This is a genomic window from Cryobacterium breve (genome assembly GCF_027594785.1).
GTDB classification, from domain to species: domain Bacteria; phylum Actinomycetota; class Actinomycetes; order Actinomycetales; family Microbacteriaceae; genus Cryobacterium; species Cryobacterium breve_A.
The window spans coordinates 1,200,231-1,213,934 of the sequence record NZ_CP075584.1 but is presented as its reverse complement, the minus strand read 5'-3'; the positions used below and the strand labels follow the sequence as shown (position 1 = coordinate 1,213,934).

The 13,704-nt window shown below is 69.6% G+C and carries 10 protein-coding genes and 3 pseudogenes; 5 read left to right on the top strand and 8 right to left on the bottom strand.

Annotation, left to right across the window (positions count from 1 at the left end):
* Positions 1 to 52: 52 nt before the first annotated feature.
* Together KIV56_RS05970 and KIV56_RS05965 are read left to right on the top strand one after the other, a co-directional pair.
* A complete protein-coding gene (locus KIV56_RS05970) occupies positions 53 to 1,459 on the top strand; it encodes a S1C family serine protease (RefSeq protein ID WP_281535520.1) in 1,407 nt (468 codons plus the stop codon).
* 140 nt (positions 1,460 to 1,599) lie between these two features.
* Positions 1,600 to 1,968, top strand: coding sequence for a DUF2834 domain-containing protein (locus KIV56_RS05965; RefSeq protein WP_281535519.1), 369 nt, complete (start codon positions 1,600 to 1,602; stop codon positions 1,966 to 1,968).
* Here the strand turns inward: KIV56_RS05965 and KIV56_RS05960 are convergent.
* The 4 genes from KIV56_RS05960 to KIV56_RS05945 are packed head-to-tail and all read right to left on the bottom strand — an operon-like array spanning position 1,874 to position 5,036.
* Positions 1,874 to 2,611 (bottom strand): Pr6Pr family membrane protein, encoded by a 738-nt coding sequence (locus KIV56_RS05960; protein ID WP_281535518.1) that lies wholly within the window; start codon positions 2,609 to 2,611, stop codon positions 1,874 to 1,876. The genes KIV56_RS05965 and KIV56_RS05960 overlap by 95 nt on opposite strands.
* 53 nt (positions 2,612 to 2,664) lie before the next feature.
* Positions 2,665 to 3,546, bottom strand: coding sequence for an amino acid ABC transporter ATP-binding protein (locus KIV56_RS05955; RefSeq protein WP_281535517.1), 882 nt, complete (start codon positions 3,544 to 3,546; stop codon positions 2,665 to 2,667).
* On the bottom strand, positions 3,533 to 4,201 hold the full coding sequence (locus tag KIV56_RS05950) for an amino acid ABC transporter permease (protein WP_281535516.1): 669 nt from the start codon (positions 4,199 to 4,201) through the stop codon (positions 3,533 to 3,535). The genes KIV56_RS05955 and KIV56_RS05950 overlap by 14 nt, the downstream gene beginning before the upstream one ends.
* A 7-nt stretch (positions 4,202 to 4,208) precedes the next feature.
* A complete protein-coding gene (locus tag KIV56_RS05945) occupies positions 4,209 to 5,036 on the bottom strand; it encodes an amino acid ABC transporter substrate-binding protein (protein WP_281535515.1) in 828 nt (275 codons plus the stop codon).
* Between the two features lie 301 nt (positions 5,037 to 5,337).
* On the opposite strand from KIV56_RS05945, the gene KIV56_RS05940 reads away from it, so the two are divergent.
* Both KIV56_RS05940 and KIV56_RS05935 read left to right on the top strand, forming a co-directional pair.
* On the top strand, positions 5,338 to 6,210 hold the full coding sequence (locus KIV56_RS05940; protein WP_281535514.1) for a hypothetical protein: 873 nt from the start codon (positions 5,338 to 5,340) through the stop codon (positions 6,208 to 6,210).
* 68 nt (positions 6,211 to 6,278) lie between these two features.
* A pseudogene (locus KIV56_RS05935) lies at positions 6,279 to 7,631 on the top strand (ABC-F family ATP-binding cassette domain-containing protein); the annotation flags it as partial.
* A 251-nt stretch (positions 7,632 to 7,882) separates the two neighbouring features.
* Here the strand turns inward: KIV56_RS05935 and KIV56_RS05930 are convergent.
* Positions 7,883 to 10,009, bottom strand: a complete 2,127-nt coding sequence (locus KIV56_RS05930; RefSeq protein WP_281535513.1) for an acyltransferase family protein — start codon at positions 10,007 to 10,009, stop codon at positions 7,883 to 7,885.
* 70 nt (positions 10,010 to 10,079) lie between these two features.
* A pseudogene (locus tag KIV56_RS05925) lies at positions 10,080 to 12,231 on the bottom strand (DEAD/DEAH box helicase).
* A gap of 405 nt (positions 12,232 to 12,636) precedes the next feature.
* Here KIV56_RS05925 and KIV56_RS05920 point away from each other — a divergent pair.
* Positions 12,637 to 13,014 (top strand): hypothetical protein, encoded by a 378-nt coding sequence (locus KIV56_RS05920; protein ID WP_281535512.1) that lies wholly within the window; start codon positions 12,637 to 12,639, stop codon positions 13,012 to 13,014.
* Between the two features lie 36 nt (positions 13,015 to 13,050).
* On the opposite strand, the gene KIV56_RS05915 is transcribed toward KIV56_RS05920, so the two are convergent.
* Positions 13,051 to 13,356, bottom strand: coding sequence for a hypothetical protein (locus KIV56_RS05915; protein ID WP_281535511.1), 306 nt, complete (start codon positions 13,354 to 13,356; stop codon positions 13,051 to 13,053).
* Positions 13,357 to 13,552: 196 nt separating this feature from the next.
* A pseudogene (locus KIV56_RS20245) lies at positions 13,553 to 13,684 on the bottom strand (DUF2510 domain-containing protein); the annotation flags it as partial.
* Between the last annotated feature and the right edge of the window lie 20 nt (positions 13,685 to 13,704).

The window sequence follows — 13,704 nt, the reverse complement described above, 5'->3', positions numbered from 1 at the left end:
TGGGAACCAGTCGCGACGGTACGGCCGTCACCCGGAGGAAAAGGATCCCACAATGACTGGCACCGAACCGACTGGCACCGAACCGACTGGCACCGAACCCAGGGGCACGGAACCCACCGACATCAGCCCCGCCTCACCGGTCGTCAACCCGGCCTTCCACCGGCCGCGCTTCCGGGCCGGTGTGATCGTCTCGATGGGACTCGCCGCAGCTCTCGTCACAGCGACGACGGGCGCCGGCCTGTATTTCTCCTCGATGGCCGTCGCCCAGGTCGTCGCCGCAGCCGCGTCGAGCAGCTCGACGTCTGGCAGGAGCGGCTCAGGCTCGATTTCGGGGACGACCGGCTCATCGGGCACCTCGAGTTCCTCAGCCAGGCTCGGTACCTCCGGCCTGCGCCCCGGCGGCCCCTCCAACTACGGGTCCGGAACCGCATCCGCCACGACGGCCACCGCCCTCGACACCACTGCGGCGACGGCCGCGCAGTCGGTCGGCGTCGTCGTCATCGATACCGTCCTCACGTACCAGAGCGCGGAAGCGGCCGGCACCGGCATCGTGCTCACCTCGAGCGGTGAAATCCTCACCAACAACCACGTCATCGACGGCGCGACGAGCATCAGCGTGACGGTCGTCTCGACCGGCGTGAGCTATGTCGCGGATGTCGTCGGTACCGACGCCTCGCAGGACATCGCCGTGCTGAAACTCGAGAATGCCTCCGGGCTGGTCCCCGCGACGCTCGACACGACCTCCACGGTTGCGGCGGGGGACGCGGTGACCGGGGTCGGTAACGCGGGCGGAACGAGCACCCTCACCGCAGCGGCCGGCAGCGTCACGAGCGTCGGCCAGACCATCACAGCGTCGGGCGAGGACTCCACGGACGCCGAGACCCTGACCGGACTGATCCAGGTCGACGCGGACATCCAGTCCGGCGACTCTGGCGGGCCGCTCTACGACGCCGACGGTGAGGTCATCGGCATCGACACGGCGGCGTCCTCGGGGACGGCCGCGATCAGCGGCTTCGCGATCACGATCGACGCGGCCCTCGACGTCGTCACCCTGATCCACGCCGGCGTCGAAACCAGCACTGTCACGATCGGCTACCCGGCGTTCCTCGGCGTCGCGGTCGGTTCGAGCGCGACCGCGTCGACGGACACGGGGTCGGTCAACGGCCGCAGCTATCGCGGGAGCCTCGGCGCGGCATCCGGCACCACCGGCTCGACGGCAACGACCGGTGACTCGGCCCTGATCACCGCGGTCGTCGACGGCTCGGCCGCAGCGGCAGCCGGAATCGTCGCGGGAGACACCATCACCGCCGTCGACGGCACGACGATCGCCTCGGCCGCCGCGCTCACCTCGACCCTCGACGCGTACAACCCCGGCGACGCGGTCACGATCACCTGGACGGACACCGCCGGCGCAACCCACACCGCGTCCGCAACCCTCACCGCAGGCCCCGCCGACTGACCCGCCCGATTCGTCTCCCCGCGAGAGCGTAATTTTGGCCCTTTAAACCACCGGTTTAAAGGGCCAAAATTACGCTCTCGCGAGGTGGGTGGACGCGTCGACGTGACGGGATGGAGCGGGGACGGCGGCATACTGTCTGCATGACCCGGAACTGGACCCCCCTCGCACTCCTGTACCTCGGCCTGGGCGTCGCCGGCCTGATCGGTACCTGGACGTACAACATCCTCTCGATCAGCCAGGCGCGCGACTACGTCGGCGACTGGACCGGCAGCGGCCCCTCGGTGTCCTCGCTCACGGTCGATCTGCTCGTGACGGCCGTGGCCGGCAGCATCCTGATCATCGTCGAATCACGCCGGCTCGGCATGAAACGCGGCTGGCTCTACGTCGTCCTCGCGTTCGTCATGGCCTTCGCGTTCAGCTTCCCGCTGTTCCTCGCGATGCGCGAGCGTCATCTGGAGGCGACACGGATGCTGCCGGATCTTCCGCCGGAACAGCTGTCGAAGCCGTGACTCCCGTCGCCTGGCCCGCCCGGCTCACGGAGATCGCCGCGGCCGCGAGGCCCGCGATGACGACGGCGATTCCGAGCACGTACCCGCCGACGCTCCCATACCCGCCGGGGCCGGTCGGGTCGAGGAACGGGTAGGTGTAGAACCCGGTGGCGGCGCCGCGGATCACCGCGTAGACGACCCACACGATCGGATACAGCAGCGCGAATCCCAGGGCCTTCCAGGCGAGGGCCGGCCGACCGGGACCGAGGAGCCAATCCACCAGGATGAGGATCGGCGCCCAGACGTGCAGGACCTCGTTCGGCCAGGCGATCCCGGTGAACCCGTCCGACACCACGTTCCGCAGCAGTGCGTTGTAGACGACCGCGGTCACGATCGCATAGCAGAGCCCCGACATCCTGATCCGGGTGAAGAGCTCCGGGTCTGCCCGGTAGCGCAGGGCGAGGGAACCGCCCCAGAGCAGGATCAGCGCGTTGACCAGGCTCGACTGCACCGTGAAATACCCGAAGTACTCTGTCGGCACGAAGGCGTCGTGCACGGCCTGGTCGACGATCTGGGTGAGCACACTCCCGAGGAGGAGCACCCCGAGCGCGAGGCGGAAGACCCCGAAGAGCCGTCGGTGGGTGGTCGCCGCTGCTGTTTCCATGGCACCACGATATCGGCGCGGCCGGGCGGGGACGACGGGCCGGGCTGGCGCGTTCAGAACGGGTTGAGCAGACGGTGCAGGAACTGTCGGGTGCGTTCCTCGCGCGGGTCCCTGAGGACCTGCTTCGGGTCGCCGTGTTCGACGATCCTGCCGCCGTCGACGAAGGCGATCTCGCTCGCGACCTCCCTGGCGAACTCGAGTTCGTGGGTGACGATCACCATGGTCCAGCCCTCGATCGCGAGTTCCTTGATCAGGCGCAGCACGTCCCCGACCAGTTCAGGGTCGAGCGAGGACGTCGGCTCGTCGAAGAGAAGAAGCTGGGGCCGGAGTGCGAGCGCGCGCACGATCCCGACGCGCTGCTGCTGGCCGCCGGAGAGTTCGAACGGGTAGGCATCCGTCTTGTCGGCCAGGCCCACCCGGGTGAGGAGGGCGAGTGCCTCCGCGGTGACCTCAGCCTTCGGGCGGCGCTGGACGACGACCGGTCCCTCGAGCACGTTTTCGAGCACGGTCTTGTGCGGGAAGAGATTGTAGTTCTGGAACACCATTGCCGACCGGTCGCGCAGGGCGGCGAGCCTGCTTGTCGCGCGGGCCCCCGCTGCGCCGAAGTCGACCGTCATCTCGGTGCCCGTGCCGGCGGCTGCCGCGCCTGAAGCTGGGTCTGCTTCCGCGGGGGTGATCGTGATCGTGCCGCCGTCCGCGTTCTCGAGCCCGTTCAGGCAGCGCAGGATCGTGGTCTTCCCCGAGCCGGAGGGGCCGATCAGGGCGAGCACCCGGCCCCGGCCGACGGTGAGGTCGATCGATTCGAGTACGCGGGTCGTTCCGAAGCTCTTGCGCAGGCCGCGCACAGTCAGCAGGGCGGCGGATGCCGCAGGCGCGGTCCAATCGCCGGGCTGCGGTCCGGTCGGCGGGTCGAGCGGGGTGTCAGTGGGCGACATAGCGGTCCAATCGCTTTTCGAGCAGGCCCTGCACGGTCGAGAGCACGAGGCAGATCACCCAGTACACGAGCGCGGCCTCGAGGTAGAGCAGCATGAATTCCTGGCTGAACGCCGCGACCTTCTGGGCCTGTCGAAAGAGTTCGGTGACGAGGATCAGCGAGGCGAGGGAGGTGTCCTTGACGAGGCTGATGAAGGTGTTCGACAACGGGGGGACAGAGACGCGGGCGGCCTGCGGCAGGATGATCCGGGTCAGGGCCTTGCGGCGCGACATCCCGACCATCCACGCGGCTTCCCACTGGCCCTGGGGCACGGAGAGGATCGCGGCGCGAATGACCTCGGCCGCATACCCGCCGACATTGATCGAGAAGGCGATCACGGCGCTCGGCCACGGGTCGATCAGCAGGCCCAGCGAGGGCAGCCCGTAGAAGATCACGAAGAGCTGCACGAGGAGCGGGGTTCCCCGCACGATCGAGATGAACACCCGGGCGATCGCGGAAAGCCACCGCAGCCGGGACAGCCGCATCAGCGCGAGGGTGAGCGCGAGCACGAGGCCGAGCGCGAACGAGACGAGCGCGAGCGGAATCGTGCCCTGGATGGCGCCCATCAGGATCGGGCCCAGTGCACTGAGGGCGAGATCCCAGTTCGACTGAGTCATCTGCTGGTTACTTCGAGACGTCGGCCCCGAAGTACTTCTCCGAGATCGAGGTCAGCGTACCGTCAGCGGCAAGGTCGGCGAGGGCGGTGTCGACAGCGGCGGCGAGGGCGGTGCTACCGCCGGCGAACGCGAGGGCGCTCTCCGACTTGTCGGTCGTCGTCGCGGCGACTTTGAGGCCGGAGGCGTCGTTGTTCTTCTTGTAGTCGAGGAAGGTCAGGTTGTCGTTGATCGTGGCGTCGACCCGGCCCTGCTCGACGAGGGCGACCGACTGGGCCCAGCCCTCGACGGCCTGCACGTTGGCGCCGCTCTGGGTGGCGAGGGTGTTCCAGTTGCTCGTGAGCGACTGTGCCGTCGTCTTTCCGGAGAGGCTCTCGAACGAGGTGATCGACGTGTTGTCCGACTTCACGACGATCACACCCGTCGAGTAGGTGTACGGGGTGGAGAAGGTGTACTTGGCGGTGCGCTCAGGGGTGATCGAGACCTGGTTGGCGATCGCGTCGAACCGGCCGGCCTCGAGGCCGGCGAAGATACCGTCCCACTGGGTCTCCTGGAAGGTCGCGGTGACTCCGAGCTTGGCGGCGACGGCCTTGACGACGTCGACGTCGTAGCCGGTGATGTCTCCGGCGCCGTTCTCGTGGAACGAGAACGGGCGGTAGGTGCCCTCTGTCCCGACGGTGAGCGTTCCCGCTTTCTGCACCTTGGTGAGGGAATCGTCGGCGCTCGTCGCGCCGCTCGTGCTGCCGGCGGTGCCGCCCGCGGCGCGCGCGGTGAGCGACAGGGCGGCGAGGGTGACGATGGCTCCCGCGACGAGCGCGGAGGGGAACGTGAGCTTCATGGGAATGCCTAACGCGAATGCAGGGAATCGAACCGCCGGTTTGACGTTTCGGAAGGTGAGGGACCGGGGTGGCGGTCCTGCACCGGGGGAGTCTCCGGGCCGGGTGTGTTCACCGGGGACGTCCGAAGACTAACAAGGTGCGGGCGACCCCGACTATTCCCGTGACGCCCGAAGACGCCGCACCGGTCGTTCTTCGCTGGCGCAAACGAGGTGGCCGGAGGGCGCCGCCGCCTTGTCGGTCGAGTCGCCGGGACGTAGGCTGCGCGCATTCGATGTCATTGCTCCTGCCACGGAGGTCGCTGTGCTCACACCCGAACAGCATGATCGGTCCGCTGCTGTCCTGCTGGGGCTCGCCGCGGGGGACGCCCTCGCTTCCGGCGACGACTTCGAGTGGTCGGAGCGGACGGCGGCGGCCGTCGACATCGCGCTGCTCACGGCCGACGGCCGCGACCCCTCGGAGGCGGCCGTCCGGGAAGACCTCGGCGCAGACGGGGAACCGGAAGCCGCAGATCCGGCTGCCGCCACGCGCACCGCCGGCAGGCGCCTGCTCCGAACGGCACCGGTCGCCCTCGCCCTGCTCGACGACCCGGTGGCGCTCGCCGAAGCCGCACGGCTGGTGTGTTCCGGGCGCGGCACCGCACTCACCGACTCCGAGCGCAGCGACCCCTCCACCGATCGAGGTGCCGGCGATGCGGCTGTTCTCTTCGGGCTCTCGCTTCGCGTGGCCGTCCTCGAGGGCCGCCTCGATGCCCTGGCCGGACTCGCGGCCCTGCCGACCGAGGTGCGGGCGATCTGGGAGGCCCAGCTCACCGCGGCCGGGCAGGGCCGGGCGGTCGACGTGCGGCGGAGGGGCACGGTCGGTGGGCTCCTGCAGGGAGCGTGGGCGATCCTCGGCGACGAGGGTGCAGCGGATGCCTCCCGCGTCGAACGGGTGATCTCCCGCGCTGCGCAAAGCGGCGCGGATCCCGCGAGCGTGGCCGCCGCCGGTGCCCTGCTCGCCGGCCGGTGGGGACTCGAGGCCGTGCCGGTCGCCTGGCGCCGTCTTCTGCATGGTCGCCTGCACGGACGGCCGGACCTGGTCGGCGTCGACCTCGTGCGTCTCGGAATGCTGTCCGCCCGGAGCGGGGTGCCGCACGATCCCGACGACCCGGCCCGGATGGACGTGCTGCGCTGAGGGTTTTGTAGACTCGACTGGGCTCCGCTCGCCGAATTCCCTGGGCGTCCCTCGAGAGGACAGCAGCAATGAGCCTGATCAGGCTGAACGACGTCAGTGTTCGATTCGAGAAGACGCAGATCCTGCGCGACGCCTTCTTCCGGCTGGAGCCGGGCGACCGGGTGGGCCTGATCGGGAAGAACGGGTCCGGGAAGACCACGATTCTCAAGCTCATCCTCGACCACGTGGCGCCGGACTCCGGCACCGTCACGCTCGAGAGCGGCGTCTCGATCGGATACTTCTCGCAGTTCTCCGAACTGGACGGCTCCTCGACCATCACCGAGGTCCTGCACGGCCTCTTCGCCCCGATCAAGGCGATCGAAGCCGAACTCGCATCGATCGACGCGGCCATCGCCGTAGCCACGGACTTCGACGCACTCCTGCACCGCCAGGCCGAACTCTTCGAGGACATGGACCGTCTCGGCGGCTGGGACTACCCGCGCCGGATCGACACGGCACTCAGCACCCTCGGCTTCAACGAGGCCCACCGCATCTGCGCGATCGACGAACTCTCCGGCGGCTGGCGCAACCGGGCCGCGCTCGCCAAGATCCTGCTCGAGGACCCCGACGTCCTGCTCCTCGACGAGCCCACCAACTACCTCGACGTCGCCGGCGTCGAGTGGCTCGAGGCCTGGTTCCGCGACTTCCACGGTGCGGCGATCATCGTCTCGCACGACCGGAAGTTCCTCGACGCCGTCGTCACCCGGATCATCGAGGTCGAGAACTTCCACCTGCACGAGTACCCCGGCAACTTCGGCGAGTACGTCATCCAGAAGCAGTTCCGGCTCAAGACGCTCGAGCAGCAGTTCGTGCACGAATCCGAACTCCTCGCGTTCGAGTCAGAGGGGATCTCCGACCGCAGGGAGGCGGCGAAGGCCGCGAGCCGCACCCTCGACGGCCAGCTGGCCCAGATCAAGAAGGCGCGGGCTCCGCGCCCGGTCGACCAGATCATCACCGAGATCTACCGCGGCCTGCACGTCAAGGACGTGCTCTGCCGGGTCGAGGGCCTGAGCAAGTCCTACGGCGACAAGGCCCTGTTCTCCGACCTGAGCTTCGAGGTCCGGCGCGGGAACCGCATCGTGGTGCTCGGCGCCAACGGCAGCGGCAAGACGACCCTGCTCCGGGTCCTCGACGGCGAGGAGAAGGCCGACTCCGGGTCCGTGACCTGGGCGGGCGGCATCGCACCGGTCTCCTACAACGAGGTCCTCGCCGAACTCGACGAGAAGGACACGGTCACCCACGCGGTCAACGCCATGCCCGGCAGCCTCGCGTTCACCGCGACGCGCAAGTCGGTGAACCGGTTCCTCGCGATGTTCCAGTTCTCCGAGGCCGACCTCAAGCAGACGATCGGCAACCTGTCCGGCGGTCAGAAGGCGCGCGTCGCCATGGCGCAGTGCCTGCTCTCCGGGGCCTCCGTGCTGCTGCTCGACGAACCGACCAACCACCTCGACCTGTCGAGCACCCAGGTGATGGAGCGCGCCCTCGTGCACTTCCCCGGAGCCTGTCGTCGTGGTCAGCCACGACCGGTTCTTCACCGACAAGATCGCCAACCGGTTCCTGGTCTTCGGCAGCGAGGCCGCCGAACCGGGGGAGATCGAGGTCAGAGTCGCCTGACCCCGCCGGAACGAGTCGCCTACATCAGGCCGAGCGCCCCGAGGGCGAAGCGGATGGCCGGCGCGATGTGGGCCGAATACGCTGCGGTCATGTGCACGGTGTCGTACTTGGTCGGGATCGTTCCTGCGAAAGCGGGGCAGGCGCCGTTGTAGCAGCTGAACGGCAGCGAGGACACGAAGAAGCTGCCGGTACCGTTCAGCGCGGCGGTCGCCGCCGCGAAGTCCTGCCAGGCCTGGTCGATGCCGGCGTTGCAGTTCTGCGGGCTCGACACCGGTGAATAGCACTGGCCGAGGTTCGCCCCGAGGGGCGGCGGTGCGAGGTAAACGATCCGGCCGGCGGCGTTGTACGTTGCCGCCTCCGCGGCCGTCGAGGCGACCAGGGTCTCGGCGGAGAGGGCGGTGCGGTCGGGCGTCTTGCCGAGGGCGTATGCGTTCGAGATCACGACGAGCCGGGTGTTGTCTGCCACGATGCGCTGAGCCACGTCCTGCTTGCGTTGCGGGCAGGCATCCATCACGCCGGCACCGTCGTTCTGCACGGGCACGGCGGTGAAGCGGCAGCCGTACAGGCCGATCGTGGTGATCTTCCACTGCCCGTTGCTGCCCTCCGCGATCGCCTTGAACGCGGGGGCATAGGCCAGGGCCGTCGAGTCGCCCACGAGGTACATGTGATTCGGGGCGTCCGAGTTGCCCCAGGTGCAGCCGTCGAAGCTCGGCGTGCTTCCGACCTCGAAGCAACCCCTGGCCGGGTTGTTGTTCGACGTCGTCGCGATCGCGTCGTCGAGGGAGGGTGAGAGGTTGCCCGGCCACTCGGTCGAGGAGGCAGCCGCGCCGAGGTCGGCCTGCAGCTGCGCCGTCGGGTCCTCCACCGGGCCGGGCGCCGCGATCGGCGCGGCCGGGGAGCTCGTGCCGTGCAGGGTGACCTGGGCGCTGACGCCGATCACGGTCGCGATGACGAACAGGCTCAGCCCGGCGAGGATGAACTGCGAGCCGAACTTCTCCCGCCAGGTGCGCCAGGCGAGGCGGCTGGATTCCGCGGAGCCGCCGAACGGGTGCAGCCACGGCGACCGGTGGACGGGCTGTTCGATGAGGTAGTACGACACGGTCGAGAGCGCGAGGATCATCCCGAGGACGACCTGGACGCTGAGCGTGGGGTCTGCCATCAGCAGGAATACCATCACCGGGAAGTGCCAGAGGTACAGCGAGTACGAGATATCGCCGATCCAGACGCTGAGCGGGTTCGTGAGCGGGAACAGGTAGTGCTGCGGGCCGGTGATGCCGCTGATGATCACGAGCGCGGTCGCCGCGACGGGGGCGGCCGCCCAGGGACCGGGAAACGCCAGGCTGTCGTCGATCAGGAAGAAGCCGGCCAGGATTCCGAGCAGGCCCGCCCAGCCGAGGAGCCCGCGCAGCACGACAGGGATCCTCGGGAAGAGTGGGGCGGCTGCGGCGAGGAGGGCGCCGACGCCGAGCTCCCAGACCCGGGAGAACGTGGACAGGTAGGCGGTGGCGGGCGTGGTCGCGCTCTCACCGAGGGCATAGAAGAAAGACGCGACGATGACGACGACCGCCACCAGGCCGAGGACTGCCCTGCCGCGGCGGGCGCTGCGCAGGTGTTTCGCGCCCACGGAGAGCACGAGGAGGACCGCGACCGGCCAGACGAGATAGAACTGCTCCTCCACGGAGAGCGACCAGTACGGCTGCAGCGGCGAGGCCGGGTCCGTCGCGTGGAAGTAGTCGGTGCCGATGGCCGTGAAGTGCCAGTTCGCCGCGAAGACGAAGGACCAGGCGGCGTCCCAGAGGGTGGAGAGCGCCCGCGTGGTGTTGAACAGGAAGTGGGCGAGGACCGCCGTGACGACCAGCACGGTCACCGCGGCCGGTGCGATGCGCCGGATGCGCCTGGCGTAGAAGCGCCGGAGCGAAATGGTCCCCGTGGACTCGTGGTCGCGGAGCAGGATCCCGGTGATCAGGAACCCCGAGATGACGAAGAAGATGTCGACGCCGATGAAACCGCCGGTCGGCCACAAGATCACGTGGTTGAGGACGACAGCGACGATGGCGACGGCCCGTAGTCCCTGGATGTCCCGCCGCACGGCGGTTTCGCGCGGCGGTGCCGGAGCAGGTCGCTCGGTCTTGAGTGTCGATGTCACGGGTCTCCCAGGTTCTGAATGCCCGGAGAGCTTATCGGAACGACGTGCCGTCGAGGTTTCGCTCGCGGTGTCAGGAGCGCAGGGCCAGGGCGAACGGGAGCACAGCCGAGGTGCCCGCCCGGCGCAGCAGCCGCCCGGCGACGGTGAGGGTCCACCGGCTGTCGGCGAGGTCGTCGATCAGCAGGACCGGCTTTCCGGCGAAGGGTGCCAATGACGCGGCGAGTTCCGGCCCGACCGCGAAGCGGTTCCAGACCGCGGCGAGGCGGTAGGCGCTGTTGCCGCCGCTGCTTCCGTCTGGGCCGCCTCCGACCAGGTCGAGGGAGCCGAGCCAGGGCAGGCGCCCTGCTTCCGAGAGGGCGCGGGCGACCGAGGCCACGAGAAGCGGATGCCGCCGCGACGGCATGCTGAGCACCGCGGCCGGTCGTTCGTCCCAGTTCCAGTCGGCGAGCACCCGCACGCAGGCGCTCGTCATCGCGGCGCTCGCCGGGGCATCCGCCGTCTGGACCGCGAACGTGTCGCGGAGGGCTCCGCCCCAGCCGAGGTCGGTGAGCCGGGCGAGGGCACGACCCGCGGCGAGGCGCTCGCCCACCGGGATGTTGCCGCGGACGTCGACCCCGAGGCTCGCGACCCCGGTCGGCCACTGCGCGCGGGGTTCGAGCTCGACGCCGACCCTGTCCAGTGAGGCCGCGGCTGCCGAGGCCGCCGCCACCGCGACGTCGGACGGGTACCAGGCCGCCGTGCAGTTGTCGCAACGGCCGCAGGGCACCGCCGTGTCGTCGTCGAGGGCGCGCTGCAGGAACTCCATCCGGCAGCCGGTCGTCCGTTCGTAGTCGATCATCGACTGCTGTTCGGCGAGCCGGGCTGCCGCGATGCGCTCGTAGCGCACCTGGTCGTAGACCCAGGGCTGCCCGGTCGACACCCAGCCGCCGGTGACCCTGCGCACGGCGCCGTCGACGTCGAGGACCTTGAGCAGCAGGCTCGAGGGGGGACCGCTTGAGGTCGACGCGCGCCTCGAGCGCCGGCGTCGAGAGCGGGCGACCGCCCGCGTCGCCGAGGGCGCCGAGCACGGCCTCGGCCTTGTGCTCGCTCGGCATCGACGAGGTCGCGAAATACTGCCAGATCGCCTCGTCCTCGATGCCGGGGAGGAGGAGCACGTCGGCGTTCTCGGTCGCGCGCCCGGCGCGGCCGACCTGCTGGTAGTACGCGACGGGGGAGGAGGGGGCGCCCAGGTGCAGCACGAAGCCGAGGTCCGGCTTGTCGAAGCCCATGCCGAGGGCGCTCGTGGCGACGAGGGCCTTGACCTCGTTGCGCTTGAGCATGCCCTCCGACTCCTCGCGTTCCGCGGTGTCGGTCTGGCCGGTGTACGCGCGCACGGCATGGCCGGCCTCGCGCAGCAGGCGTGCGGTGTCCTCGGCCGCCGAGACGGTGAGGGTGTAGATGATGCCGCTGCCGGGCAGCTCGTCGATGTGGCTGAGCAGCCAGGCGAGCCGGGCGCGCGAGTCGGGCAGTCGCAGCACGCCGAGCCGCAGGGAGGCGCGGGCGAGCGGACCACGGATGGTGACGACGCCGGGCCCCGCTGCCTGACCTGGTGCCGCCACCGCCGGCGCGAGCTGCTCCGCGACATCCGTCACGACGCGGCTGTTCGCCGTCGCGGTCGTCGCGAGCACCGGTACTCCGGCAGGCATCGTCGCGATGAGGTCGCGCAGCCGGCGGTAGTCCGGGCGGAAGTCGTGGCCCCAGTCGGAAATGCAGTGCGCTTCGTCGACGACGAGCAGGCCGACGCGACTGATGAGCGCGGGCAACTGCTCGTCGCGGAACGACGGGTTGTTCAGCCGTTCGGGGGAGACCAGGAGCACGTCGACCTCATCCCTCCGCAACTGCTCGAGCACACCGGCCCACTCGTGCGCGTTCGAGGAGTTGATCGACACCGCACGCACGCCCGCGCGCGCCGCCGCGGCGACCTGGTCGCGCATCAGGGCGAGCAACGGCGAGACGAGGATGGTGGGACCCGCGCCCTGGCGGCGCAACAGCAGGGTCGCGACGAAGTACACGGCCGACTTCCCCCAGCCGGTGCGCTGCACGACGAGCGCGCGGCGGCGGTCGTCGACGAGGGTGGAGATGGCCTCGAACTGCCCATCGTGGAAGTCGGCGTCGTCACGACCCACGAGGGTGCGCAGAATCTCACGGGCGGATGCGCGGGTGTCGGTCCGGGTGTCGGTCATCGTCCCAGCTTCGCAGGTACCGCTGACAGTTCTGCAGGGACGCTCGGTAGGCTCGCAGCGTGAAGGTCACCCAGGAACTCGAATCCCGCATGCACCCCGACGCGATCGCCGGCTTCCGGCTCGTGCTCGCCGAGGCGCGTGTCAACGACACGATCCTGCTTCCCGAGCGGGCGATGCACCGGATGGTGGGACACGTTCAGTGGATCCTGCGCCGGGTCGGTGCCGACGGCATCCGCCTCACCGATGCCGGTTATCTGCCGCCTGTCGATGTGCTCGCGGCGACGACCGAGCTCGACTGGGGCTGGCCCGTGACGGTCAACCGTGAGGTCAACATGCTTCCGCTGCAGGAGCCTGCGCGACCACCTCCGCCGGGTCGGGTTGCTGCGGGTGAGCAAGGGACGGCTCATGCTCACGAGCAGGGGTCGCGCCCTCGCCGAAAACCCGCGCGAGCTGTGGTGGCACCTCGCGCGGACCATCCGCACGAGTCGCTCGCCCGTCGAGGCGGACGCCACCAGCCTTCTCCTGGTGCTCATCGCCCGGCGGGGGTTCACCGAGGCCGCCCTGTTCCAGCAGGCTCTCGCGCTCGGCCTCGAGACCGTCGGCTGGGGGCAGAAGAACGGCGAGCGTTTGTCGCCGGGTGCGGCGTCTCAGATCGTCCTCGTCAAGTGGCGCCTGTTGAACCACCTCGGCGTGTTCAACACCACCATCCGGGATCACCTGAACTGGACGATCACCCCCGGCGGGGCCGCGTTCGCCCGCGCCGCACTGCAGAGCGAGGTCTAGGCGCGCTCGAGCCATTCCGCGCTCGCCGGCTGCCGCTCAGGCCGCGATGCCCGAGCCGATCGTCGTGAGGAAGAGCGGCACGAGGGCCGCGAACTTGGCGAAGGTGACCAGCGTCGTGAGGACGACGATGCCGGTCCAGACCCAGATCGGGGTCAGGCCGCGGCCCGCCTGGTTGCGAACGACGATCGAGCGGCCGATCACGTAGACACCGGAGGAGAGGAAGGTCCAGGCCCAGTGGAACGGGCGGGTGAACCCGTCGGCGAGCAGCCGGCGCCGGTCGAAGTAGGCGAGGGTGACCGATGCCGCGTAGAAGGCGATGCTGAGGAGCCTGGCTGAGGACATCCGTCGCCGACGTCGTCGTGCCGGTGGAGCCCTCCGACAGCCCCCGGTTGAAGTCCGCGGTGAGGTCGGTCGACGCCACGTTGATGAGCGACAGGAGCGGCAGCAGCGTGATGATCCAGATGGCCGCGGTGTAGGCGGGCGTGTCGGGTGCGAGGACCCTGGTCGGAGCGAGGCGCCCGTAGACGGGAGGCTCGGGATAGTGCAGGTCCATGGTCCAGGCCGCGCCGTTCCACCAGCGCTGGCGAGGGGAGCCTGCGGGGTCCGGATACCAGCCCGCCGCGGGAGCCGCCGCAGGCAGCGGAAAGTAATTGCCTGATCCGTCGGTCATTGTGCCCCCACCTAGTCGAT

Coding starts and splice junctions, on each gene's coding strand:
- KIV56_RS05970 (WP_281535520.1), top strand. CDS start 53: ATGACTGGCACCGAACCGACTGGCACCGAACCGACTGGCACCGAACCC.
- KIV56_RS05965 (WP_281535519.1), top strand. CDS start 1,600: ATGACCCGGAACTGGACCCCCCTCGCACTCCTGTACCTCGGCCTGGGC.
- KIV56_RS05960 (WP_281535518.1), bottom strand. CDS start 2,611: ATGGAAACAGCAGCGGCGACCACCCACCGACGGCTCTTCGGGGTCTTC.
- KIV56_RS05955 (WP_281535517.1), bottom strand. CDS start 3,546: ATGTCGCCCACTGACACCCCGCTCGACCCGCCGACCGGACCGCAGCCC.
- KIV56_RS05950 (WP_281535516.1), bottom strand. CDS start 4,201: ATGACTCAGTCGAACTGGGATCTCGCCCTCAGTGCACTGGGCCCGATC.
- KIV56_RS05945 (WP_281535515.1), bottom strand. CDS start 5,036: ATGAAGCTCACGTTCCCCTCCGCGCTCGTCGCGGGAGCCATCGTCACC.
- KIV56_RS05920 (WP_281535512.1), top strand. CDS start 12,637: ATGCTCACGAGCAGGGGTCGCGCCCTCGCCGAAAACCCGCGCGAGCTG.
- KIV56_RS05915 (WP_281535511.1), bottom strand. CDS start 13,356: ATGTCCTCAGCCAGGCTCCTCAGCATCGCCTTCTACGCGGCATCGGTC.